Source organism: Pediococcus stilesii (assembly GCF_001437075.1).
Lineage (GTDB): Bacteria > Bacillota > Bacilli > Lactobacillales > Lactobacillaceae > Pediococcus > Pediococcus stilesii.
On sequence record NZ_JQBX01000004.1, the window covers coordinates 17,376 to 42,443 of the forward strand.

Consider the following 25,068-nt stretch of genomic DNA (forward strand, 5'->3'; position numbering starts at 1 on the left):
TATGAGTGTGTTTAGTAGTTTTGCGGAAATATTTACACGACGTCATGATTCAAGCTTTATTTATGACCTTGAGGAATATGAGAGTACGGCGGAACGTGCGTACATGAAACGCTTGGCCATTGATGAAGTGATCAACTTTGTAGCAAGAGCAGTCGGCCAGACGGAGTTTAGAGTACTGAAAAATCATAAACCGGTTAAAGATGAAGCTTATTATCATTTGAATGTCCGACCGAATACCGACAAATCGGCTGGCGACTTTTGGCAGGAAGTAGTCTATAAGTTATTGCGTAAAGGTGAAGTTTTAATTGTTCAAAGTGATACTAATGATTTATTGATTGCCGACAGTTTTGTAAGAAATGAATATGCGTTGTATCCTGATTCTTTCAATGGAGTGACAGTCAAAGATTATGAGTTTAAACGAACGTTTAGTATGGACGATGTGATTTATTTAACGTACGGAAATGCTCGTTTGGATAGTTATCTAAACGGACTCTGGTCAGATTACGGTGAACTAATGGGACGCATGTTTAATCTCCAGCTTCGTAATAATCAGATTCGAGCAAACGTTAAAGCAAATATGACATCTGGGACGCAAGAAGCTAAGCAGAAAGCCTTACAGAATTATATTGATAACATCTATGCTTCGTTTGAGAAAAAGTCCGTGGCGATTGTTCCAACGACTAAAGGTTTTGATTATGAGGAACTCGGTAATAGTACTGCAAAGAATCAAAACTTCGATGAAATTAATCAAGTTAAAGATGCGTTTATTGATGATATTGCTGGAATTATCGGTGTTCCAACAGCGTTAATCCATGGTTCAAATGTCGAAAGCAATGAAAATACAACATTGTTCAATCGTTACTGCCTATCCCCATTACTAAAAAAGATTCGGGATGAACTGAATGCTAAGTTCTTTAGCAAGAACGAAGTATTGGCGGGTGATGCGTACATTGAAGCGGTAGGACTTGATCAACCTAACATTCTTGAACTATCAGAGCAGGTTGATAAATTGGCATCCAGTGGCGTTGTGAAGATTAATGAAGTCCGTGAAGCTATGGGATTAGAGCCACTGCCAGATGGTGACCGAGTGATCATCACGAAGAACTACACGACTGATACGAAGGGAGGTGAGAAAGATGACAGTGAAAATTGATGTTAAGGGTCCAATTATCTCAGACGAAAATTCGGCATTTTACGATTATTTTAATTTACCTTATACATCACCATCAGTAATCAATGATGAACTTTCTGGAAAAACAGATGATATCGAATTGGTTATTAATTCGAATGGTGGTGACGTATATGCCGCTAGCGATATCTGGACGTCACTTAAATCTTATTCAGGAAAAGTAACAGCCAAAATTTATGGGATGGCAGCAAGTGCTGCTTCGGTAATTGCGATGGGCGCCGACACTTTGGAGATGTCCCCAACAGCAAGGATGATGATTCATAATTCATCAACCTATGGTGAAGGAAATCATAATGATTTCGACAAGATTTCTGATGTTCTGAAAGGAACAGATAAATCGATTGCTCAAGCTTACATGGATAAAACGGGTAAGAGCGAAGAAGAAATTCTTGATATTATGGCGCAAACCACGTTCTATACTGCTGATGAAGCTTTAGAAGCAGGCTTGATTGATTCTGTAATCAATTTTAAAAATGATAATGCAGAAGAAGCGCCGTTATTTGAAAACAGTAATTCAGGGATGATTCCACAAACGGTAATTGATAAATTTACCACAGTTGCCTTAGGTGCACCGATTTCAGATGATTTAGTGAAAAATATTGCTGATGCAGTTGCAAAAAGATTAAAAAATGTAGATACACATAAACCTAAGAACGAACAGGTCAATATTGATCCGTTCGTTTTTTAATACAAAGAAAAGAGGAAATAATACATGATTAAATTTGGTGATTACAAAAACTTTGCTAAAGAACGTACCAATTACGCAAAAATTGCTATGGATCCAGAAGCAACTAGTGAAGCCAAAGAAACGGCTTTAAATAACATGATGGACGCGCTTGGTAGCGATGCTAAAAAAGAGGTTAAATCTATCACGGAACAGAAGATGGCAGAACTTGAAAATGCTCATCAAATGAAGATGACCAACGAAGAGGTTAAGTTTTTTAACGAACTCAAGACGGATACAGATACTAAATCCACTGGCGAAAAGATTCTGCCACAAACAACGGTTGATGAAATCTTTGAAGATATGGTTCAACAACACCCATTCTTATCTGCAATCGGCCTTAAGAACAACGGTATCAGTTTAAAAATCATCAAATCTGATACGACTGGAACGGTTGTATGGGGCAAAATCTTTGGTGAAATTAAGGGTCAATTAGATGCCAGCTTCTCCGAAGACGATGCAACTCAAAACAAAGCAACTGCATTCGTTGTTGTTCCAAAGGATTTAGAAGACTTCGGACCACAATGGATTAAGAAGTTTGTTGTAACTCAAATTACAGAGGCCTTTGCCGTAGCGTCAGAAGAAGCATTCTTGACTGGTGATGGTAAAGATAAGCCAATCGGTTTAAATCGTGATGTTTCAAAAGGTGTAGCGGTCACAGATGGTGCATATCCTGAAAAAACGTCTGCTGGAGAACTAACTTTTGCGGATACTAAAACAGCTGCCAAAGAATTAGCCGGAGTAATTAAAGGATTATCCAAGAAGGAAAATGGTCACCCAGTAGTTGCTAAAGGTCGAACAGTTTTGGCAATGTCTCCTGGTGACACGTTAGATGTTGAAGCTCAATTCATGATTCAAAACTTGAACGGTCAATTTGTTACAGCGATGCCATTTGGACTAACAACTGTTGAATCGGAATTCGTACCAGAAGGTAAAGTGATTGCGTTTATTCCAGATCGCTATGATGCGTTCCAAGCTGGTCCACTTCAAATTAAGCAGTTTGACCAAACTTTAGCGCTAGAAGATTTAGACCTCTTTACTGCTAAACAATTCCTATATGGTAAAGCACATGATAATACTGCATCAGCTGTTTACGATTTGAAATTATCTGGAGCTGGTTCAGCACCAACTGATCCAACAACTGGTGGTAACACGGGAAAATAACCGCGCCCACCGTTGGAACAGCTAAAGTGGGCGCTGCTAAATTAACAGAATAGGTGGTGCGTAGATGACGGAACAAGAAAAAGTTGATCTACTACCAATTTTTAAAGAGCGCATGCACATTTTTCATGATTCAGAAGATGATAATTTAAAAGCGATCATTGAAGGATCTAAATCAGAGATTAAGCGGATGACTGGTAGTGATGATCTGAATATTATCGGCATTCGAGAATTGGTATTGGAGCGCTCTCGATATGTCTACAATGATTCGGTTGAATTTTTCGAAGACAACTTCCAAGCCCAAATTTTAGGAATGTCAGCCGTTATTTCGGAAACGGAGGTGACTGGTGATGAATCAGTATCAACGCCCGAAGACAAATAGTGGCGATTTACGAATCCCAGTCAGTTTCTATAGACAAACTGAAAACCCTGATGGTGAGCCGGGTGAAATGCCGACTAAGATTGTTTTCGAATGCTTTGCTCAAGTTTATGGGTCGAGTAATAAAGACAATGCAATCCTAGATGCACATGGGGTCAAACGTGGGGTCACGATCAAAATTCGAGACACCAGGGGCGAATATCAACCAGTGAACAATGATGCCGTTGTCATTTCAGATTATCGATATAAAGATGTGCATGGAAATTATATTATCTGGAATATAGTTGACGTTCGTCCGGATTTTGAGGATGACCGTTTTGTGGTTATTGTTTTGGGGGTGACTGCATGAGTGCTGAAATTAAAGGGATGGATGAAGTTTTAGCGAAGCTTGAGGAAAAACTGGGTGAGCGGAAGCTAAATGCGGTTGAAAAAGAAGCGTTAAAGCCTGCTGCTGATTACGTTAAGAATGAAGTTAAATCAGCTGTTTCCTTTTTTCAGGATACAGGAGCAACAGTTAACGAAGTGGTTGTTGGCAAACCTAGAAAACGACAGGGTGAAAATTCGGTTAAAGTTGGTTGGAATGGTCCGATGGGCCGTTATGCGATTATTCATTTGAACGAATTTGGTTATACCAGAAACGGTAAACATTACACTCCTCGTGGTTTGGGAAAATTGCAGGCAACCTATGACAAAATCAAACCTCAATATCAAGCATTGGTAAGATCAATTCTTAAGGGGAAATTGCTATGACAGAAGTTAAAGATATGATTGATTTGATTTATCAAACTTTGAAAAATAATCCGACGATTGGCGGATTAACTAAAGCAGCTGACGGCAGTTATCGTATCCGAAAATATGATTATCCGGAAACTGCCGATCAGAGCAAAACCTTTGTTTTGATTAAGCCATTAGGTCCACCAATTGCAAGTAATTCGGCAAGTGACGAGGATATGCAGATTGAATTTACTTTTCAAATTGCAGTCGAGTCACCTGATCGAAAAGAAGTTAAGCAGGTTCAAAGTGAAATCAAAAAAGAAATGAAAAAATTAAATTATGGACAGATGACCGATGGACTCGATGTATATTTCGAAGCCACCGGTCATTTTGTTGATGCACGTCGATATCGAGGAAATACGGCGTTATATGACACTAATTATTAGGAGGAATGGAATATGTTTGTTGGATACAAAAGATTAAAAATTCAACCATTTAATGAAGATGGAACAAAAAAGGGCGAATTAATTATCGTTGAAGGTAAGCAGCATAAGGGTGCTACGACTACCGCTGAAATTAGTGGGTTGGCAAAAGACTCATCCACTGTGGCTGGTTCCAACATCGATTATTACATCGCACGTGGTGGATTAGGTGAGGTTAAAGTCGCTTTAGGTATCTTAGATTTGCCAGAAGACAGTGCCGATGTATTATCAGGGTTCCGAAAAGATGCAAACGGAATTACTTACGGCGGTTCAGATACGATGCCACCTTACTGCTCAATTGAACTAGAATCGACAGAGGATACTGGAGAAATTGCTTTGATTGGATTCTTTAAGGGAGTATTCACTCGAGACAAGTTAAATCTTGAAACTTTAGATTCTTCTAAAACATTTAAGCCGGAACCTGATGCGTGGTCATTTAAACCAGGTGCTTCAATGGCAGATGATAGTACTAATGGTGAAGTGATGCAGAAGTTTATTGGCGATACAACTGAAAATGCAGAAGCTATTACCGTGTTTGAAAAGCAACTATTTGATCCAGCAATTTCTAGTGGATCAGATGTTGATGGCGGTGGAACGGGAAACTAACATCGCCCACGGTCGGAACGGCTAAAGTGGGCGCAACTAAATTAACGGAGTAGAAAGGATGATATAAATGGCATATACACCTCATACATGGGAAACCGACGAAATTATTACCGCCGATAAATTGAATAATTTAGAAAATGGAGTAGCTGCTGTTAAAGATGGCATCGATGGAAAAGATGGAGCCACTGGAGCTAAAGGAGATACCGGAGCAGCGGGTAAAGATGGTGTGACGGGACCCGCAGGTAAAGACGGATTATCAGTTAAGTCTGGCGAGTTAACAACTGATGCAGACGGAAAGTTAACGGGCGGAACTTTAACGATGTCAGATGATTCGACTGTCACTTTAACCGTTAAATCAGCTACAGCTTAATAATACTAATTAGACAAGGTCGGGTCGCAAGACTGGTCTTGTTTTTATTTTGGAGGTGGAAAAATGAGTGATCCAGTATCGATGACCTTGATGGTTAATGGTAAAGAAAAGACGTTTACTGAAACATTTATTCCGGCAAAGCGTCTACTTGAAGCGATTGATTTATTAACATTCGAAGAACGAAGAGATTTAAAAGTGATCGCTGAAGAGCGTGTTAAATTTTTGTCTGAAGTTTTTACAGATAAGAATGTGACTGAAGAACTAATTTGGAATGGATTTAATGCGCTTAATTTTAACAATGAAGTTGCTGAAATTATCGCTCAAATTGGCGGTATTGAACTAAAAAACGTGATGACGGAACCGACGGAGGACTAAGCCTCCCAGAGGCTCGAAAGAGGATTCTCGCAGTTTTAGGATCAATTGTTGAAAATCGACCTGGATATACGTTGAGTTCCGTCATTAATGATATTGATTATAAAATGTTGTCTGAAATTATGAAGGCAACGGCTGAAGATGTGCAAGAAAAGACTCAAAAAACTGAAAGTGGGATGTCGGTTACACCTGGTCAATTAGGTGTTAACCCTGGCGGACAACCAGTTATGAGTCTTTTTGATTTGGCACGACAGAAATAATTGAGGAAAGGAGGATAAATATAAATGGCTGATGAACCATTAGGTCGCATGGTGATTGAGCTGGGATTAGATCATTCTGATTTCGGCAAGGGATTAGCTGGTGCGAAGAAAGAAACCAAATACGCAATGGCTGAAATGAAGTCATCGTTGGCGGTTGTTGGACAATCGGGTAAGCAGTTTGATATTCTTGCTGCTAAATCTAAGGGCCTATCGCAGGTCATGATGAGTCAGGAACGAATCGTTGAAAAACTAGGTCAAGCCTATAAGAACTCGTTGGTTGATGGCAAAGCCAGTTCTTCGACTGCTAAGTTAGCTACGCAGTTGCAGAATGCCAATGCTAAACTGGCTTCCTTGAGAACACAATATATCAACACGGCTGGAGCAATGGCCAAAGCACGTGTAGAAACAACTGGATTCACTGGCGGACTAAACAAACTAAGTAAAGGTGCTATTACAACCGGTGCTGCAATGAGTCAAATTGGTTCAGGGATGACGTCCAAGGTTAGTTTGCCGATTGCTGCCGGATTAGCTTATGCTACCAAGTCAGCAGTTAAATTCGATTCACAAATCAAGTCAATCGGGCCACTGCTAACCAACGGTGCGACAGTTACAGCCAAGTATAAAGCACAGCTTGACCAATTAGGTGACGCCTCAAAAGAGATGTCGACTAAGTACGGCGTCTCTACGACTGAAATTAATAATGGTATGACGGAATTAATTCGTCGTGGCTATAATACCAATCAAGTATTGGGTTCTATGCCTTCAATCATGGATGCCGCAATGGCTTCCGGCGAAGATTTAGGAACGGTACTTAATACTACGTCATCTGTCGTAGAACAGTTTGGACTTAAATCTAAATCAACGGCCGGAACGTTAAAGAACACCCAAATGGTTACGGACTCAATTACTTATGCTGCCAATGCTACTGCCGCTGGATTTAGTGATATGGGTGAAGCCATGAGTTATGTTGGTCCACAAGCACATGCTGCCGGATTATCTGTTCAAGAAACAGCCGCTGCAATTGGTGAACTTTCAAATAAAGGTATCGAAGGTCAAAAAGCTGGTACTAACTTACGAGGAATTTTAACATCGTTGGTTAAAGTTACTCCAAACGCTTCTAAGGCATTTAGCTCAATGGGGATCTCAGCCGGAGAACTAAAGAAGGATGCTAGTGACTTGCCACGATTGATTGATGATATCACTAATGGTACTAAAGGTTGGGATAAGGCTGATCGAAACAAAGCGATTGCAACGGCTTTTGGTCGTGAAAATCAATCAGCAATGAACGCTTTGCTAGAAACCGGATCAAGTAAATTACGTCAATTAACGAAAGATACTGAAAACTCAACCGGCGCTACTAAAAAACAAGCCGAAGAAATGAGCAACACTTCAGAGAATAACGTCAAAAAGTTATTAGCCTCATTACAGGTCTTGGGTATCGAAGTTGGAGCTAAACTTGTTCCTAAATTAATTCCATTAGTTAATAAAGCTAAGGATTTAGTTGAAGGCTTTTCTGATTTAGACGATTCGACTCAAAATACCATTATCAAGTTTGCATTGTTAGCCGCCGCTGCTGGTCCCGTGTTAAGTATGACGGGTAAATTAGTTGGTGGTTTTGGTAAAGTCGGAAGCACGATCGTTGGAACAGTATCCAAATTTGCTGAATGGAGAGCAAAAGTAGCCGCATCTAAAGCAGTAATGAATGATGTTTCTGCTGGAGCTGATATCGCCGGTAAGGGAATTAAAGGTGTTGGTGATAATGCCAAGATCGCTGAAGGTGGATTAAGTATTTTAGGGAAGTCCATGACTACCGCTGAAGCAGGAGCTGGTATATTAGGAACCTCCCTAACAGCCACCGGGGCTGTTGTTACTGGCGTCGGTGTAGCCGCATTAGCAGGCGTAGCCTATTGGGAGCTATATGGTAAACAAGCTCATGAAAGTGCACAGCGTGTTGATGAATGGGGCTCTGATATCGGTAAGACTGCTTCTGATGCAGCCGAAAAAATGACCGGTTTTGAAACTAAGGCTTCAACGGCATTAGATGGATTCAATTCAAATGTTAAAAAGAATGCTAAAGAAGTTTCTAAGGCATTTCAAGATATGGTTGATTCAACTAGCAAAGCGGTTGATAAACAATACAAGGATGCTGAAAAATTAGCTAAACAAATTGGTGGAGATGCTGGTGCCGCTTTACTAAAGCAGGCTGGCAAAGAAAAAGATGCGAATGAAAAACGCATCCAAGATATGCAACAGACGGCTAAAAAGGTTAATGATATTACATCAAAAGCCGCCAAAGATGGCACTAAATTAACCGCGGACCAAGCAACTACAATTGCTAATCTCCAACGTAAAATGGCTCAAGATGAGATTGATACATTAAAACTTAAGTCTAGTCAGAAGAAATCCATTTTAGCTGCTGAACTCGGTGAAACAGGGTCAATGACTAAGAAGCAGTTGGCCCAGACCGCCAAGGATATTGGTGATGCAGCATACAGCGAAAAAGAAGCATGGAATAAGAAATATGGTCAAATTGAACAAGCTCGAAAGGACGGGCAAATTAGTTCTAAAGAAGCCAACGTTGCAGAAGAACAGCTCACTAAGACTCATAACGCAGCTATGTTGCAGTTGGGCGAAGATTTAATTCGAACGGAAAAAGAGCAAGGCAAGAGTAGAAAAGAAATTATGGACGATTTAGAGTCCAATGGCTTTGAGCCTAAAGAAGCGAAAGCAGCCATGAAAGCTTATCTTAAAAGCCTCCAAGAAACCGCTAGTACATCAATTAAGATTACCGGTGATATGAGTAACGCTGTTAAGAAAGCTGCCGAAGCTTGGAATGATATAGTACTTGACCCTAAGACCGGTAAGTTAAAGACCAATGCGCAAGAAGAAGTCGATAAAGCCGTTAAGGATAAGGACAAGTGGAATTCGATGCTACTGCTTGCGAAAAAAGGGAAGATGAGCTCTAACGCCGCTGCCATGGTTGGAATCGCCGCTTTGCACGTCGGCAAATGGGATAAGTTAACCCTTAAGGAAAAACAGGCTTTAATCCGCTCTAAAGGTGGAGATGAGTTAGCTAAGCTGATGACCAAAGGTGGAGAATGGGGCAAATTAACTACTAAAGAAAAAGAGGCCATCATTAAATCTGAGGGTGGTAACGAATTGCTCCAAGCTATGACCAAAACTAAGACTTGGAATAAATTATCGGTTAAGGAAAAGAAAGCTGTCATTAAAGATAGTGCTTCTGGTCCAATGAAAAAGGCCCATATGACTTTAAAGGATTGGAACAAGTTAACGCCAAAAATGAAAACGGCTATTGCTAAGGCAAAAGGTACCAAAGACGTCGCTAAGGGAGTTAAAGGTGTTAAAGATTGGAATAGTCTTCCTAAAAAAGTCAAAGAATTGATTGCCAAGGATAAAGGCGCTAGAAAGATCATTAGCAAGGTAACTAGTGACTATAAAAAGTTTGGAAATCTTCCCAAGAGCACAAGCAAGACCTTGAAAGCATCTAACAAGACTGCTGGTGGAATTAAGTCCGCCAAAAATGATATTAGTTCATTCGCTAAGGGTGCGGCAACTAAAGATATTAAAGCTTCAAATAAGACACAAAAAGGCGTTTCAAGTTCGAAAAAGTCGGTTGAAGATTTCACAAAAAAATCTGCTCACAAGAAGATCCTTGCAGATAATAAGACTGCAAATGGCATTAAGGATGCTCAACAGGCGCTTGATTCAATGAAAGACAAATATGTACATGTTTACGTTAAAAAAGTTGAACAAAACGCTTTAGGTTCTATGGGGACATCCGGAGGAGCAATCATGGTTAATGACCAAAAGGGACCCGTATTCCGTGAAGCAGTTAAATACCCCGGACGGACGCCATTTATTCCTCACGGTCGTAATGTGATTCTTGACGATGCACCTAAGGGAACAATTGTCATTCCAGCTGGATTAACAGCACAGATGTACAAGGTTCCACAATTCGCAACCGGAACAATTCCGTTGAACTCATCAGTCATGGAAGCTACCAGAGCTATTAGTGACTCGGTTGTGCACGTCTCTCAGACGGTTAACAATACAACTCAAAACATGAATGGTATTAGTGGATCACAAGCTCAACAATTAATTAATCAACAGGGTGGCCAAAAGGATATGACGCCGTTAATTACCCAGCTGATTAGTGTTAACAATGCAATTTTGCAGGCAATTAAAGACCAGGGGACGTTTGATACGAAGTCATTCTATAAACGGCAAGCTAAAGACCTATCAATCAGTCAGTATGATGGAATAACGTAAGGAGGTGAACCATGAAGACAAAATTCTACATGAAAATTGGAGATCAGGATGAATTTGATCTGACTGAAAAAATTAGTCGATTGACATATTTATCAGAAGATTCAATGCCACAATTCACCAATACTTATCAGGAAGACAGCAGTCGGGACGGTTCACCGTTTGCGTATGAAACGCTGGAACGGTCAACAATCAATGCCAATTTCTGGTTAAGGTTTACGGACTATACGGATTACAAATTGGCGAAGCATGAGATTTATCGGATTTTTGGAACGCGCAAGTTAATCCGGATTCGGACTGATACAGATCCGGCCAAAGTTTATTTCGTTTATCCAACGCCATTTGAGATTGCAATCCCAAGCCCTGGTGATCACTATGCTTTGTTTACGATTCCGTTCGACAATCCTAGTGGATATCGATATTCCTTATTCCGTTCCGACACGCCATACACCTTCGAACAAAACGGTTGGCAGGTCGGGATGAATTTACCAGCGGATCGAATACCGACGTATCATTTTATGAGTTCGAAGTTCACGGTCTATAACGCGTCGGATATTGCGGTGGATCCTTACTACCAAAAGCATGATTTGAAAATCATCTCGAAGTTTAAAGGCGATTCACTGAAAATAACCAATAAAACGAATGGAACCGAATGGGCGTACAAGAAGAAATCGGATGGAACGGAAACGATCATCCTAGATGGCGTGAACAGTTTCCGAGACGGGAAGAGTTGTGGGAGTGATACCGATTGGGGCAACCTCGCCCTCGAACGTGGTGACAATCAGATTGAGGTAACTGGAGCAACCTCAACTGATATCACGTTCAGCTTTCCGTTTCTGTATCTAGCATGATTAATAAACCAGTCCTGGTGCAGGCGATTAACAGCTCCAGTGTTGACCGCTTGATGTCGTTTCTACCAGATAGTTTTAACATCGGTTGGCAAATGAACAGTGATTTTCAGCTGACATTTACCGCCTTTAACGACGGTACGCCAGCTTTTAATAATTTGACGATTGAGAGCACGATTAAATTTGATGATACCGAATATGTGATTAAACAGGTAACGCCGGATCATTCTCAGGGAATTGAAACGGTAAACGTAACGGCCACACATATTTACAATGAGGTTAGTCGGGTATTTCAACGGTCAGTTAAAAAAGGTGATGTCGATTACACTCCGAGTGATATCTTGGAGTATTTTTTGAAAGGAAATAAGTTTGGATTTAGCTATGAAGTTATTGGTACTTTTGCAAAACAGAAAGTGACCGACTTAGGCAATTGTTCCGGAAAAGATGCCTTATCTAAGATTGTGGAAGTTTGGCCAGACTCAATCATCTATCCTAATGGACGCAAGATTGTTGTTTACACGAAGGACAAGTTCTTTAAAGATAATGGCCACCGGATTGATTATTTGAACAGTGCTTCAGAAGTGAGCTTTGAGTACGACAGCACGGAGATTGTTAATCAGGTGCGGGCAGTTGGCCCAACGTACGAAAAGAAGACCAAAGTTGTGACTGGAACTACTAGTTTGAATGGCGTAACAACCAAAAAAGACGGTAGTTGGGAAGCTGCAATTCGGTATGGTGCGGTGGTTACTAATTCGAAGATTGATGATAAATTTGTTCAAGCATTTTTGAATATTATCGAGCGTGAAAGTCGCGGTCAAGAGAATATTGTTAATAATTGGGATCATAACGCTCAAATTGGGCATCCGAGCAAAGGAATTGTTCAGTTCATTGATATTACGTTCAATAATTACGCTATCAAGCCATACACCAACATCCTAAAAGGTTGGGACCAGATTTTAGCCGTCTACAACAGCACAAATTACTACAACAATATCATCAATGGTTGGGGTAATCCGTCAGGTAGTCGGCGGATGGATTCGCTGAAGATTACACCATCTGATTCAGGTTCTTCTGGCAGTTCTTCAGGCGGCGCAGCGAAGGTGATTGCCGATGCTAAAAAGTATCTGGGCGTCCCATACGTTTGGGGTGGTCATAATAAATCGAACCCACGTGCTGGAATGGATTGCTCTGGTTTTGTTTCACAAGTCTATCATGATTTCGGGATTGAAATTCCAGCATATACGGTTTCGATGGAAAGTTACGGCAAGCAAATTAGTCGGTCACAGGTTCAGACGGGCGATATGTTGTTCTACGGTCCGCATGGCGCAACCCATCATATTGCGTTGGCATTGGATAATAAGACGATGATCTTCGAACCACAACCAGGTGAATCATGCAAGATGGAGCCAATTAGTTATTATCCACCATCCTGGTATGCACGAAATGACAAGATGGCAGCGATTGTTGCTGGTGGTGGAAGTGCAGGCGGTAGCAGTAGTACAGATGAAAAGACATCTTACGAAACATCGACGGAAGATTATTTCAAACCGTTTATTGTTCAAGATGATGCGTCGATAAAAAAATGGGGACTGCATCCGGGTGGCGATATTACTAGTGACTCGATTAAAAAAGCGGATGAGATGAAGAAGTGGGTAATGACCCAGCTTAAACCAGATCCAACGTTGAGCGTTTCGGTGACGGCGGACAGCAATAAGTCGGTAATTGCGGGTGATATGGTGCGATTGGAGATTCGACCAAAGCAATTTGTGACGAATATGGGAATTGTTGGTTACACGGTTTATCCGTTTAGCAAAACTAGCAATGCGTCAATCACGCTGAATCAGAATGCGAAGACCATTATTGATTACGAAAAAGCCCATTACAAGAATCTACAAGCTTCACAAAGTGCGGTTAAAAATGGTGCTACAAATATAGCGTCCGGGCAAGAGACATGGACTGATGAGGAGGTGAGTCAATTTGGATCCGGAAGAACCAAAGTTGGAACCAGGGTATAACGTGGTTGTGTTATCTGAAACGCAGGCAGCCGCTGATGTTGATTGGAATGATTTAGTGGCCAATGGCGTACAGGCGGCGTTAATTCGATTGTCGCATGGCGTAACACAAGATTTGGCGGCAGCTGCACATATTGCGAATGCCAAAAAAGTGGATGTGCACGTGCATGGATATCATGAATATGAGGGCGTTGATGATGAAGTTCCGTTTTCGCTAAATAATGGCGTTGAATTGGGGCTGGCTCAAGGTGCGTACATGTTTCTGGTTGGCGCTCCAATTGATGCTGCACTTGGATTTGCAAATAATTGGCTATCAGCGGGTTGGAAAATCGGCACGTCGGATGTGCAAGATGACTATTATCAATGGATAACGGGTGCTGATGAGCCAAGCGTTTATGACCTATGGCAATTTGATGATACCCACGCAGTTGATTCGAGTGGTCAGTTGTTGTTGGATCCTATTGACCCCAATCCACCGATTGATAGTACAACGCCAACTGCTCCCAAAGCTGGTGCCTACGTTGGCTACGGCAACGATACTAGTGGAATGCTAGGTGGTACTTCGATTGGGTATTCAACCGATGGCATTAATTTTTATGCTGTCATTACGCCGTTTGGAATTATCTTCCGTGATGGGGATGTCGAGCGGATGAGTAATTTGCTGATTAATAAATTGAAACTGCAGTCTCCGAATGGGACTGTTTTTAATTTGGCCGTTAGTGATGATGGAGTGTTGTCGGCGGTGAAAGAGGGTGATGGTGGATGATGAATTTTATCACTTTAATAAAAAATGTTTTAGCTAACGGATTCGATATAAACTATCGTAAACATTTAATTAGTAATTTTACTGAAATTGAAAAAGCAGTTAATCAGCTGATTAAAAATACCAACGATCTAAAAACAGATCATGAAAACATTTCAAAACGGATGGATAAAATCGAAGCGATTGAAAAAGAAAACGCTGAGAAGCTAGATCAGCAACATCTAAACATGCAACAACTAGTTACCATTTTGCATGATGATTTCGATGTTCCGGTTGTATGGGATGTAGAAAATATTGTAAAGGAGAAGGAGGTCTAAAATGACAGATGCAATGATTACGTTAGACACGTATAAGCAGCAACACGGCGTTAGTGAGGCGTTCAATCTTCAAGAACTCTTTAATGGACGCGTTGGGGATGAACAGGTTCCGTTAGTGGTTAAATTTTTAGAAAGAGGCAAAGCACAACAATTTGAAGATGGATTAGTTCCATTCATGAGCGGGTTTGTCGGTAACCTAGACGATAGTGGCAAAGTTACGGCAGAGACAGGTGAACCAGTCAGTTATACCGGTTCCCGCGATGAGGTTGTTGGCTTAGGGATGGTAAAGATGAACCTTCCAGGAACCATGTTCCCACAGGAGGGTTATTTTTATGGATTCTTAGGACTTGAAACACCGGATCATTCGAAGCGAGTTTCGACATTTAGCGTTTGGTTTCATGTCTACAATGGCAATCCGGATATGTTTGTTAATCGGGAGCCTTTTCGGACGGAGTTGCAGAAGTTATTGGATGAAGCGGAAGTGAAGTCTAAGTCTACTTTTGATGATATTCAAAAGCAGTGGGAGATTTTGCAGGATACGATTCAGAAAATGATTAATAGTGGGAACACTGATCTTGATACTTATCTGAGTCGTTTGAAATTAGCCGAAGAACGGTTGGATCAGTACGAAAAGGATTTAGCCGCTGGTAAGGGAGTTAGTCAAGCTGCTTTAGATAGCGCATTGGCAGATTTACGAATCTCAATTAAGGACGGATTAGCTGAGTTAACCAAAACAGTTCCCATTGATAACGCATTGATCATTGGTGGTCCGATTAGCGCAGATGAAAAGAATGTACTCGATCGATTGAGGTCAACGGTTGATACGACTAAATTCAATCTATTATTTATCAACGATTCTCATTACGGGATGCAGAGCGATATCCCAAACTATGGGCCTCGATATGGTATTAATCATCTTAATACCGCATTATATTTGGACGATTTAGTCAACGTGGTGGTTGCCGGTGGTGATAATATCGATGGCCATTTACTTTCAACTAATGGTTTATTAAACGATGAAAAGGGATACGCATTGGATCTATTATTTGGTAGTCCCAATCATGCCGATAAATTTGCACTAAGAGGTAATCATGATGATGGATCGCTACGCTTACGTTGGTTTAGAGAAGGCTCTCAATATGCGCCAGCCACTTTTCCTGAAACTATTTCAGAAGCGCAATTTAAAGCTGATTATGTCACAGGTGGATTACTATTTAACGAACATCGACAAGGTGACAGTGCCTATTTCTATAAAGATTATCCCGATTTTAAAGTTCGGGTAATCGGTCTTAATTCTAATGACGTCCCAGAGGACGTTAAAGCTAGTGACGGTGGGATTAAGTATCCAGGACTGAATTACATGGGATACCGTCAGACACAATTAGATTGGTTAGCTAACATTGCTCTACAAAATGTTCCGGAAGAGTATGTAACAATCATTGTCGCGCATGTACCGGCCACACCAACTGCGTTAGACGATGATCTGTCAGACCCAACCCTGAGCCACTATACCAATCAGAAACAGGTTAACCAGATTATTAACGATTTTAAAAACGGCCAAACTAGCGTTATTACCAACAATGTTAAAGATTGGGAAATTAAAGTTAAAACAAATTTTGTCACGCAAGGTAAACGGGATATGGCGGCGTGGATTCACGGCCATCTGCACTACGAAGAATCGACTACATCGAACGGATTTAATGACATTAGTTGTGTTTCATCAATTCCAGTCACCGGATTTAATAAAGGTTCAAAAAATGGAGGTTGGAGTTTATTTACATTGGATCCCGACAACCGCAAATTAAAGGTCACAGGATACGGAATGGCAACGAACCGATCCTTTGACTATTAGGAGGGAAATTTTAATGAATAAATTTAATTTACCATTAGCATCAAACACTTTAGCGCTAGCATTAGCTTTGCATATCGGTAGTGGTGATGATGCACATTTGATTGCCGATAAAGAACATAACGGATTTCTAAGCATTGACCAGCTCAAAAGCATTAATGAGGGATTGGGACAACGACGTTGGCTACCAGTTAATACGGACGTGTTGAAACTAAAGCCAGGTCATTACGGGACAGGTCAATTGATTAATGGGGTTCCTAGAGATGACGCTAATGGGTTTAACTACCTGGATGTTGACCAGATTGACGATCAACACGTTCGATATGAACAGACAATTGGCTACAACGGGATTAGTTACGTTAAAATTATTCATGGCTATGGCGACGGGAACAACGTTTCTGCTCCTAATGTATGGGGCCGAGAGTTAAGGGCGTACCCATTATGGCAGGGAGGTGCCACCAAAGTCGGTACGGTCATCAAGATGGCCGACAATGCGTTTAAATATAAAGAATTACGGATTACTTATGCAAATGGTGGCGGAGTATATATCACTACTATTAAGCGCCGTGAATTAATGTCTATCACTGGGTTGAATCCGGCTAATGATGCACTAGGATCGATTCAGCTAGAAATTGATCTGGAATTTAAAGACAAAAACGATGGTACCAAACTAACGATTACTCAGAATTTTAGCCACGAAGACTATGGTTCTGTCGCCCAAGGTACTGACGTTACCGAAATATGGGAAATAGAGGGAGTGATGTAGATGTGGCTACAATTAGAAAATGATCAAGTTATCGCCTGGTCAAAATTAGGTGGTATTGATGGGACTGATGTGATCGATTTTGATGAAAGTAAATTACCAGATGACTTCGAAGAAAATTTCAAGCCGTCTTTTTATTTACTTAAAAATGATGAAATTGTTGAGAATCCAGATTTTGTTGAACCTGAACCACCAGCATTGGGTCCAAGTGAACAGGATAAAGTGAATGCTCAAGTGTTATTAAAAATGGCTCAACAACAGCAGAAACAAGATGCATTTAACGCTCAAGTTCTACTGCAAATCGCAAAATTAGGAGGTACCGCAAATGTTTAGCTATGTGCAAAGTTATTACGCAATGGGATTATATACAACGGCTGATTTAGCTACGCTTAAAAATGGTGGCATGATTACCACTGATGAATATAATCAATTGATTGGAGATACAACACCAGATTCACAGTCAACTAGCCAATCTGAATCAACGTCTGAAAGCACATCAGTTGGTGCTTAGACATTTTTATTTTAGAAGGAGGTCATATTTTTGCATAAAATTATGTTGTTATGGATAGTTTGTATAATCACTATTATTTGCAATGTGTTGATGCAAAAAATCCGGCCTGATAACCGGATTTATAGTATCTATGCAAACTTAGTCATTACTCTTTTGGCAAGTTATTTATTAGTTCTCTGAGCTTAGGTGCAATAATAGAAAATTTATCATTTGCAACTTGAAAACGATCGCGGCTTATTGAACCGATTTTAGCATCTTCGCTTATTAACATAGCTTGTAGCTCTGACATTTCTTTGTCAATTTGATATGACACTGATCCGTCAACATATATCATAGCTAAACCAAAGTATTTTCCTTGCTCTTGGATGCTAGAAGTACCTCTGCTTGTAATTAATTCAAGTGTATACTCTGCATATTTTTCATATATTGTACGTATACGGACGTTCTGTTCAATAAATTTTTGATGTTGAGCTTCTTCTTGTCTTTGTTTTTCTAATCGAAGCTTATCATCATTGATCCGTTGGTCAGTAAGATTTTTATAGTAGTTATTAATCCAGGCAGTTAGAACGGGGGATACAACTGCTGCAACAGCAATTACGGCTGTTATTGTTTCTGGTTTCAAGATATTCACCTCCAATAAATTTTATTATAGCAAAGAAAGAAGGTGATCAATTGCATGTGATTTTTGAATATTTCAACAAGGGAGGTAACCCACTAAATGTGTTTAATTTGACTAAAATGTTCCACGATTATAGCTATGTGGCAGGGTTAGCGATCGCATTGCCAACATGGCTATCACGTAATGGTCCCACGATTGACCATGCGGTGATGATTGGAATTTTAATATTTACGTTCATCTTAGATTGGATAGCTGGCGTTACATTGGCACATAAATCACCAGTCCAATATCGTACCAGTCACGAGGGAATCTATGCTTTTATGCGAGATTTCCTGATTGTTCTAATATGTGCAGCTTCCATTGGATTAGACTTCGTATTTGAATCGAAGTCTTTTATTTTTGCCTTTTTTACGGGTGCGTTCATCTGGCAGAATTTCTATTCGTTTTTAGGAAATGTTGCTGCGCTAGGGTGGTCGAAATATTTTCCGATGTGGCTGTTTAAATTGGTTCAAGATGAAATGATTGCGAAACTTCACAAATATTTTCCAAACAGAAAGGAATAGAATATGGGATTAAAAAATAAATTAACAATGGGAGTCGTCACAGCGGTGGCGGCTCTTTCTTTTGGAGTCAGTATTTCAAGCACGAATGCAGACGCAGCAAGCATTGATAATACGTATGCATTGAGTGGCAACGAGGGTTCCTCGATTCCGACATCCAACAATATTGTTACTGCTCATGCTACGGGTGATTATGCGCCAGCAGTTAACGTGGCCATCTTTGAAAAACGCACGTGGTACAGTAACGGTGCCTATGTTCAATACATTGTTGGTGACGGTGGTAAAATCTATCGTGTTGGTGCCGAGGGATATCAAGCTTGGGGCGCTGGTTCGTGGGCGAATGCTAATTCTCCAGTTCAGGTTGAATTGGCACAAACATATAACTATAACGAATTCCGTAAGGACTATGTAGCATATGTCAATTTGTTACGTAGTTCTGCCCAAAAATACGGCATTCCAACTACGGTAGATGATGGTACATATCGTGGTGTCAAATCACATCGTTGGATTACTGACCATGTGTGGGGTGACCACGTAGATCCTTATGGTTACTTAGCAAGCCACGGTGTATCAAAGGCTCAATTCCAGCATGATGTACGCTATGGTTTTAGTTCGTCAGGGAACAACGTTAATCCAACACCTAGCAATCCATCTGTGCCAACGAACAAGAAGAACGTTGATGTAACATACGCACTTCATTCAAAAGGTGGGAACTGGTTAGCTGATGTGAAGAACTTTGGCTCCGGATCAAATGGATTCGCGGGCGTTCCTAATAGCGTCCATGATATGTTGTACATTAAAGTAAACCATGGCTCAATTAAGTACCGTGTTCACACGATTGAAGACGGTTGGTTACCATACGTAACTAAAGCTGATAAGAAAGATACGGTCAATGGAGTTGCTGGTATTAAGGGACACACAATTGACGGTGTTCAGATGTACTACACGACGCCATCTGGCGAGACCTATCAGCAGGCATATTACCGTTCACAAACGACTGATCGCACTGGTTATCTAGGTACATGTGCCGATAATGGTACAGTTGCAGGTTACGACAGTTGGGCTGGTATTTATGGTGAACCAATGGATCGGCTACAATTAAATATTGATAATTACGATGCTTATTAATATTTATCGTGTTTTTTTATTTTTTTAAAAATGATACAATAAATTGTACGTTGTCTGACCAATAGTGTATAATACACTTTGTAAAAATATTATTTCAATAGTTTTACACCCAACACGAAGTCCACTAGCTTAACGGCTGGTGGGCTTTTTTATTTTGGGGAAAATTAAAAACGCCATCCAATTAGATGGGTGACGTTTTTATTGTCTATTATATAGCAGAAAGCTACTTCAATTCCTGGGGACATCCTGGGGACATTTTGGGGACATACCCATCGTTTTATATACCATTGTATGCTAATTTAAAAATTAAGAATGCCTATATAATGGTATTTAGCATTATGTGGACTACTTAATTTTGTTATATTAGAATATAATAGATTGACTAAGCGAAAGTAGGTTTTTATAAATGGATAAGCAATCTGAAATTGATAATCCAGAGTCACAATATATGGGATCCCAACCCCTCAGAGATAATTCTAATAATTCATCTTCAAAAGCAAAAATGCTAGAGGGATCAGCATGGATGACGGCTGGGAGTATTTTTTCACGAATTTTAGGTGCTATTTATATTATTCCTTGGGTAATATGGTTTGGAATATATAGTGATCAGGCAAACGCCCTTTACACAAAGGGCTATAATATTTACAGTTTTTTTCTAATCGCAGCAATTGCTGGTATTCCATCTGCAATTTCAAAACAAGTTTCGCATTATAATGCGATTAATGAGTTTGCGTTGGGGCAACGGCTTTATAAGCGAGGATTGTTGCTATCAGCTGGAACTGGGATTGTGTGCGCTGCAATTTTATTCTTAGGCGCACCATTTTTAAATGATGGTGATCCCAATGTTAACACGGTTTTGCATGCGTTAGCTTGGGCAGTTCTGGTAATCCCGACGATGAGTTTGACACGGGGCTTTTTTCAAGGCTATCAAGAGATGGGCCCGTCAGCAATTTCGCAATTTGTTGAACAACTTGCACGGGTTGCATACATGCTAATCACTGCCTATTTTATCATGGGTAAGAATCATGGTGACTGGGTTTATGGAGTATCGCAATCAACTTTTGCGGCCTTTATTGGCGCAATTGGAGGATTGTTGGTTTTAGTACTGTATTTTATCAAGTACCGCAAACGTTTGGCGTACTTATCAGAACACAGTGCAAATGAGCTGGTTATTTCAACCTCAGCCCTATACAAAGAAATCATTGCACAGGCTGTTCCTTTTATTATCATTGGTTCAGCCATTACAATTTTCCAATTGATTGATCAGTACACCTTTTTTAGAATAATGAATACGGTCAGTGATTATTCTTCGACCATTCTAAATAATATGTACGCTATATTTGCATTTAATGCGAATAAACTTGTAATGATTGTCATTTCGCTTGCTTCGGCGATGGCGGTTACTTCGGTTCCAATTTTATCTGAGGCAAAAACACGAGGAGATAACGCGGAAATTAGTCGACAAGTGACTGATTCAATCTTGTTATTCGCCTTTTTAATGATTCCTGCTGCGTTAGGGATGGCAGCAATTTCGCAACCGGCGTATACCTTGTTTTATCATCTAAGTGATGTGGGAACTTCAATTTTACAATTTAACTCGTATGTTGCAATTGTTTTAGGCCTTTTTACCGTTATTTCGGCCATTATGCAAGGAATTGGCGAAAATGTCCTTGCTGTTAAGTATTTTGTGGTTGGTACAGTTGTTAAATTTATCTTCCAAATTCCAATGGTTGCCCTTTTTTCAGCAGTGGGATCGCTAATTTCAACTGCAATTGGTTTCACGGTGGTTAACTGGTTGATTTTAAGACACATAAACCAAGAATATGGGCTAGACTACAATCGAATAAGTGAATTTGTTGCAAAGATAATTACATATTCGTTTGGCACATTTTTTATTGCTATTGTTGCTACTAACGGTCTTTATCGATTTATGGATCCAGCTAGCAAAGTGCAGGCCTTAATTGTAATCGGGATTGCGGTTATCTTAGGCGGAATGTTTTATCTCTTTTTTGTTTTACGGAGTAGATTAGCAGATGAAATTATTGGCGGTCAGGCAGAAAGATTACGGCGCCTATTTAGGATACGCTAGGGGGAACTATGCGAATAGATAAATTTTTACATGATATGAATATCGGAACGCGAACACAAATTCGAAAATTAATTAAGGATAAATTAGTATTTATAAATAATGAACTTGTAAAGACCGGGAGGATGAAAGTCGATCCACTGGCGGATGAGGTTCGGTTAGAAGAACAGGTGATTGAATATAAACGTTACTTTTATTTTATGCTAAATAAGCCGTTGGGAGTCGTCACTGCTACCGAAGATCGCAAACAAAAAACGGTCATGGATTTATTTAATAAGATTGATAAAAGGAAAGACCTTTTTCCCGTTGGTCGACTGGATAAGGATACGCAAGGGCTACTGTTGGTGACTAACAATGGAATATTAGCACATAAGTTATTATCGCCTGAGCACCACGTGAGTAAGACATATGAGGCTGTGGTAACTGGAAAGATTACTGAGGATATTGCGCTTGAATTTCAACAGGGAATCGTTTTAAAAGATGGAACGCAATTAAAACCAGCTGAACTATTAATTGGAGAATACTCAGCGCTAGATAATCAAACGATAGTGCATATTACTTTAAATGAAGGTAAATATCATCAGGTTCGAAGGATGTTTGGAAGCGTTGGTGAGAGGGTGGTTTCTTTACGGAGAATCTCCTTTGGCCCATTAGACTTAGATGTTGGCTTGCTTCCCGGAACTTATCGAGAACTCACTGATTCCGAAATTGATCAATTAATTAACTAAAAAAGCACTTCATAAGTTGTTGGAACTAAATGCAACAATTTATGAAGTGCTTTTGAATACAAGTGGTTATTGTAGATCTTTTAAAATTTTAGGTACTTGTTGGATTAAACGGTGAGGTAGTACTACTGATTCGGTTTCATAAATTTGGTCCGCAACAAAGCTATGCAAAAAAGTTCCAAGGGTTATACCAAGCGATAAGGAGTCTGATTGCGCAATTAATGCGGCTAGAATACCAGTTAGTACATCGCCAGAACCGCCGGTCGCCATTCCAGGATTACCAGCAATAATTTTTTGACGTTCACCGTGAGGATGGTAAATTTCGGTTTGAAAGTGTTTAAGAATAACGATTGAATCGAGCTGGTCAACCATTGCTTGGTTTGCGACTGGAAGTTGATTGGAAATTTTAATTCCAGATAGCCGCTGCCATTCCATTTGGTGGGGAGTAAAAATGGCTTTAGGATGCGTGATTTTAATTTGATTATCAGCAATTAAATCAATGGCCGATCCATCGATAATAAGCGGAACAACTGGATTAATCTTTTCTAAAACATACCTTAAAATTCGAAGCGATTCAGCTGCCAGTCCCAGACCAGGGCCAATCACAACGATGGTTGCCGTTTTTAAAGCGTTACCTAGCTCTGAAAAATCCATGAAATTAATTAACATTACTTCAGCCGTTGTTGAATGAACTGCCGTAAAATTAGACGGATCCGTCGCTAATGTAACTAGGCCCCCTCCCGAATAGACGGCAGCGGAACTGGCCAGGATTCCAGCTCCACCATATTGGCTATTTCCAGCAATAACTAGTATATGGCCATAGCTGCCTTTATAACTATTATTTTGTCGCTTAGGCCATTTACCATTTAAATAATTTTTATCAACGTTGATCAATTGAATCACCTCCAGATACAGTATAACTTAAAAGTAACAATATAAAAATTGTAATAAAGTGCATAAATAATGATTATGGAAGCGCTAAATTGTTATAATAGGTGATGAAAGGTTGGTGTGTATTATGGAATATAAAAAAATTTTATTTGGCTATGACGGTTCCCCAGAATCAATGGCAGCTTTTGACAAAGCAATTGAAATTGCGCAAAGAAATAGTGCTAAATTAGTGATTGCAAACGTTGTTAAAAGGCAGCACGCTAATACTGAAAGTGTCTCGTTAGGTTTCGGTGTTGCCGAAACGGACGTTGACATAAAAGAAACCCTACGATCGAGAGAAGAAAAACTGGAAGTTTTAAAGCATCAAGCGGAAGAAAAGGACCTTAGTGATGTTGAAATTGCTCTTAAAATTGGAAATCCAAAATCGGTGTTAAGCTTTGATTTGCCAAAAGAGTATGGAATCGATCTAATTGTTCTGGGTGCAACGGGATTAGGTAAAGTTGCTCAGGTATTTATTGGTTCTACAGCAAGCTACGTCGTTGAAAATTCGGCAGCTGACGTTATAATTGTTAAAAATTAATTTAAAGTGTTAATAAAAAAGAGACCGTTTTGATACATTTCCGGGTGAAAAATTAGTCACCTAGAAACGTGCATCAATGGTCTCTTTTAATTTAGATTGCTTTATGCATTGGTTCTTCAATTCGAATTTCTTTAAGTTTACGATCAATTTGGTTTAGGATAATTTTAACGTTATCTGCATTTGAAAGATCATATTTTTGTAGGTCGATCTTCATTTTAGGGCTAGCGTCGTATTCTTCGTACCAATCTTTATAAGCCGACCACATCTTAAAGTAGTAAGATTCTAGTTCAGGATTATTATCAAATTGTTCATAATCACGTCCGCGTTTCCGGATTCGATAAAGAATGGTATCGAAGTCGGTTTCAGCGTAAACCATTAAATCTGGAGCTTTTTTAGGAAGCTCTTGGAGTTCGTTCATCATGTTGTTTAGAAGGTTCATATAAACATCAAATTCGGTATCAGTGATATTACCTTCTTTATTATTTTCGCGCGTAAACAGTGCGTCTTCGTAGATTGAGCGATCAAGGACGTTATTATCGTCGGCTAAAGCTTTTTTGATCATTTGGAATCGTTTGTTCAGGAAATAAATTTGAAGTAAGAAACCATAACTTTTTTGGTCTGAATAATACAGTGGCAAAACTGGATTGTCACCAACTGGTTCATAGAATGCTTGGGTGCCATAGTAGTCAGCAATTTTCCCTGTTAATGTAGTTTTACCAACGCCGATCATTCCTGCTGTAATTATCACCATAAAATGCCCCTCTTTAATTTTTTTGCCGAAATCTAGTATGCGGAGATACTAAATCTTTAAACAGCCACAACATATTGTATAAAGAATTTTAAAACAAAACAAGCTTGAATTTTCATCAAAA

28 protein-coding genes are annotated in these 25,068 nt (G+C 39.9%); 25 read left to right on the forward strand and 3 right to left on the reverse strand.

Going from position 1 to position 25,068, the window contains the following annotated elements; all coding sequences use genetic code 11:
* Nucleotide 1: 1 nt before the first annotated feature.
* The 20 genes from IV81_RS02380 to IV81_RS09425 all read left to right on the forward strand — a co-directional run bounded on the left by IV81_RS02380 (nucleotide 2) and on the right by IV81_RS09425 (nucleotide 17,607).
* Nucleotides 2-1,153 (forward strand): phage portal protein, encoded by a 1,152-nt coding sequence (locus IV81_RS02380; RefSeq protein WP_057801910.1) that lies wholly within the window; start codon nucleotides 2-4, stop codon nucleotides 1,151-1,153.
* On the forward strand, nucleotides 1,137-1,877 hold the full coding sequence (locus IV81_RS02385) for a head maturation protease, ClpP-related (protein WP_057801912.1): 741 nt from the start codon (nucleotides 1,137-1,139) through the stop codon (nucleotides 1,875-1,877). The genes IV81_RS02380 and IV81_RS02385 overlap by 17 nt, the downstream gene beginning before the upstream one ends.
* Nucleotides 1,878-1,901: 24 nt before the next feature.
* Complete coding sequence (locus IV81_RS02390) at nucleotides 1,902-3,077, forward strand: phage major capsid protein (protein ID WP_057801914.1); 1,176 nt, start codon at nucleotides 1,902-1,904, stop codon at nucleotides 3,075-3,077.
* Between the two features lie 64 nt (nucleotides 3,078-3,141).
* Nucleotides 3,142-3,456 (forward strand): phage gp6-like head-tail connector protein, encoded by a 315-nt coding sequence (locus tag IV81_RS02395; protein WP_057801916.1) that lies wholly within the window; start codon nucleotides 3,142-3,144, stop codon nucleotides 3,454-3,456.
* The gene (locus IV81_RS02400; RefSeq protein WP_057801918.1) at nucleotides 3,425-3,802 is read left to right on the forward strand and encodes a phage head completion protein; all 378 of its coding nucleotides are present in this window, start codon (nucleotides 3,425-3,427) and stop codon (nucleotides 3,800-3,802) included. Before IV81_RS02395 ends, IV81_RS02400 begins: the two co-directional genes overlap by 32 nt.
* Nucleotides 3,799-4,203 carry an HK97 gp10 family phage protein gene (locus tag IV81_RS02405; protein WP_057801920.1) on the forward strand — a complete coding sequence of 135 codons (405 nt, stop codon included), beginning with the start codon at nucleotides 3,799-3,801 and terminating at the stop codon, nucleotides 4,201-4,203. Before IV81_RS02400 ends, IV81_RS02405 begins: the two co-directional genes overlap by 4 nt.
* Nucleotides 4,200-4,613 carry a hypothetical protein gene (locus IV81_RS02410; protein ID WP_057801922.1) on the forward strand — a complete coding sequence of 138 codons (414 nt, stop codon included), beginning with the start codon at nucleotides 4,200-4,202 and terminating at the stop codon, nucleotides 4,611-4,613. The genes IV81_RS02405 and IV81_RS02410 overlap by 4 nt, the downstream gene beginning before the upstream one ends.
* A 12-nt stretch (nucleotides 4,614-4,625) precedes the next feature.
* The gene (locus IV81_RS02415; RefSeq protein WP_057801924.1) at nucleotides 4,626-5,255 is read left to right on the forward strand and encodes a major tail protein; all 630 of its coding nucleotides are present in this window, start codon (nucleotides 4,626-4,628) and stop codon (nucleotides 5,253-5,255) included.
* A 67-nt stretch (nucleotides 5,256-5,322) separates the two neighbouring features.
* Nucleotides 5,323-5,625 carry a collagen-like protein gene (locus tag IV81_RS02420; protein ID WP_057801926.1) on the forward strand — a complete coding sequence of 101 codons (303 nt, stop codon included), beginning with the start codon at nucleotides 5,323-5,325 and terminating at the stop codon, nucleotides 5,623-5,625.
* Nucleotides 5,626-5,688: 63 nt separating this feature from the next.
* Nucleotides 5,689-6,000 (forward strand): phage tail assembly chaperone G, encoded by a 312-nt coding sequence (gene gpG / locus IV81_RS02425; protein WP_057801928.1) that lies wholly within the window; start codon nucleotides 5,689-5,691, stop codon nucleotides 5,998-6,000.
* Nucleotides 6,001-6,071: 71 nt separating this feature from the next.
* A complete protein-coding gene (locus tag IV81_RS02430) occupies nucleotides 6,072-6,257 on the forward strand; it encodes a phage tail tape measure protein (RefSeq protein ID WP_236696815.1) in 186 nt (61 codons plus the stop codon).
* A 24-nt stretch (nucleotides 6,258-6,281) separates the two neighbouring features.
* On the forward strand, nucleotides 6,282-10,547 hold the full coding sequence (locus tag IV81_RS02435) for a phage tail tape measure protein (RefSeq protein ID WP_083484671.1): 4,266 nt from the start codon (nucleotides 6,282-6,284) through the stop codon (nucleotides 10,545-10,547).
* 11 nt (nucleotides 10,548-10,558) lie between these two features.
* Complete coding sequence (locus tag IV81_RS02440) at nucleotides 10,559-11,395, forward strand: phage tail domain-containing protein (RefSeq protein WP_057801932.1); 837 nt, start codon at nucleotides 10,559-10,561, stop codon at nucleotides 11,393-11,395.
* Nucleotides 11,392-13,407: a phage tail protein gene (locus IV81_RS02445; protein WP_083484672.1), complete on the forward strand. Its 2,016-nt coding sequence runs from the start codon at nucleotides 11,392-11,394 to the stop codon at nucleotides 13,405-13,407. The genes IV81_RS02440 and IV81_RS02445 overlap by 4 nt, the downstream gene beginning before the upstream one ends.
* Nucleotides 13,370-14,170, forward strand: a complete 801-nt coding sequence (locus tag IV81_RS02450) for a hypothetical protein (protein WP_057801935.1) — start codon at nucleotides 13,370-13,372, stop codon at nucleotides 14,168-14,170. The genes IV81_RS02445 and IV81_RS02450 overlap by 38 nt, the downstream gene beginning before the upstream one ends.
* Nucleotides 14,167-14,484 (forward strand): hypothetical protein, encoded by a 318-nt coding sequence (locus tag IV81_RS02455; protein ID WP_057801937.1) that lies wholly within the window; start codon nucleotides 14,167-14,169, stop codon nucleotides 14,482-14,484. Before IV81_RS02450 ends, IV81_RS02455 begins: the two co-directional genes overlap by 4 nt.
* Before the next feature lies 1 nt (nucleotide 14,485).
* Complete coding sequence (locus tag IV81_RS02460) at nucleotides 14,486-16,336, forward strand: metallophosphoesterase family protein (RefSeq protein ID WP_057801939.1); 1,851 nt, start codon at nucleotides 14,486-14,488, stop codon at nucleotides 16,334-16,336.
* A gap of 13 nt (nucleotides 16,337-16,349) precedes the next feature.
* Nucleotides 16,350-17,099 carry a hypothetical protein gene (locus tag IV81_RS02465; protein ID WP_057801941.1) on the forward strand — a complete coding sequence of 250 codons (750 nt, stop codon included), beginning with the start codon at nucleotides 16,350-16,352 and terminating at the stop codon, nucleotides 17,097-17,099.
* Entirely contained in the window at nucleotides 17,100-17,429 is a 330-nt protein-coding gene (locus IV81_RS02470) for a DUF2977 domain-containing protein (RefSeq protein WP_057801943.1), read from the forward strand.
* Nucleotides 17,422-17,607, forward strand: a complete 186-nt coding sequence (locus IV81_RS09425) for a hypothetical protein (protein WP_057801945.1) — start codon at nucleotides 17,422-17,424, stop codon at nucleotides 17,605-17,607. The genes IV81_RS02470 and IV81_RS09425 overlap by 8 nt, the downstream gene beginning before the upstream one ends.
* Nucleotides 17,608-17,752: 145 nt before the next feature.
* On the opposite strand, the gene IV81_RS02480 is transcribed toward IV81_RS09425, so the two are convergent.
* Nucleotides 17,753-18,229 (reverse strand): hypothetical protein, encoded by a 477-nt coding sequence (locus tag IV81_RS02480; RefSeq protein ID WP_057801947.1) that lies wholly within the window; start codon nucleotides 18,227-18,229, stop codon nucleotides 17,753-17,755.
* A 98-nt stretch (nucleotides 18,230-18,327) separates the two neighbouring features.
* Between IV81_RS02480 and IV81_RS02485 the strand changes: the two genes are divergently transcribed.
* From IV81_RS02485 to IV81_RS02500, 4 genes are all read left to right on the forward strand, one after another.
* Nucleotides 18,328-18,789: a phage holin family protein gene (locus IV81_RS02485; RefSeq protein ID WP_157059750.1), complete on the forward strand. Its 462-nt coding sequence runs from the start codon at nucleotides 18,328-18,330 to the stop codon at nucleotides 18,787-18,789.
* Between the two features lie 3 nt (nucleotides 18,790-18,792).
* Nucleotides 18,793-19,914, forward strand: a complete 1,122-nt coding sequence (locus tag IV81_RS02490) for a peptidoglycan recognition protein family protein (RefSeq protein ID WP_083484673.1) — start codon at nucleotides 18,793-18,795, stop codon at nucleotides 19,912-19,914.
* Between the two features lie 406 nt (nucleotides 19,915-20,320).
* The gene (locus tag IV81_RS02495; RefSeq protein ID WP_057801951.1) at nucleotides 20,321-22,003 is read left to right on the forward strand and encodes a putative polysaccharide biosynthesis protein; all 1,683 of its coding nucleotides are present in this window, start codon (nucleotides 20,321-20,323) and stop codon (nucleotides 22,001-22,003) included.
* Nucleotides 22,004-22,011: 8 nt separating this feature from the next.
* Nucleotides 22,012-22,728, forward strand: a complete 717-nt coding sequence (locus IV81_RS02500; protein WP_057801953.1) for a pseudouridine synthase — start codon at nucleotides 22,012-22,014, stop codon at nucleotides 22,726-22,728.
* A gap of 66 nt (nucleotides 22,729-22,794) precedes the next feature.
* Here the strand turns inward: IV81_RS02500 and IV81_RS02505 are convergent, their stop codons facing one another.
* Complete coding sequence (locus tag IV81_RS02505; RefSeq protein ID WP_236696816.1) at nucleotides 22,795-23,628, reverse strand: NAD(P)H-hydrate dehydratase; 834 nt, start codon at nucleotides 23,626-23,628, stop codon at nucleotides 22,795-22,797.
* Nucleotides 23,629-23,743: 115 nt separating this feature from the next.
* Between IV81_RS02505 and IV81_RS02510 the strand changes: the two genes are divergently transcribed.
* The gene (locus IV81_RS02510; RefSeq protein ID WP_057801957.1) at nucleotides 23,744-24,196 is read left to right on the forward strand and encodes a universal stress protein; all 453 of its coding nucleotides are present in this window, start codon (nucleotides 23,744-23,746) and stop codon (nucleotides 24,194-24,196) included.
* 91 nt (nucleotides 24,197-24,287) lie between these two features.
* Here IV81_RS02510 and IV81_RS02515 read toward each other — a convergent pair whose 3' ends face one another.
* Complete coding sequence (locus IV81_RS02515; protein WP_057801959.1) at nucleotides 24,288-24,947, reverse strand: deoxynucleoside kinase; 660 nt, start codon at nucleotides 24,945-24,947, stop codon at nucleotides 24,288-24,290.
* Nucleotides 24,948-25,068 lie beyond the last annotated feature (121 nt).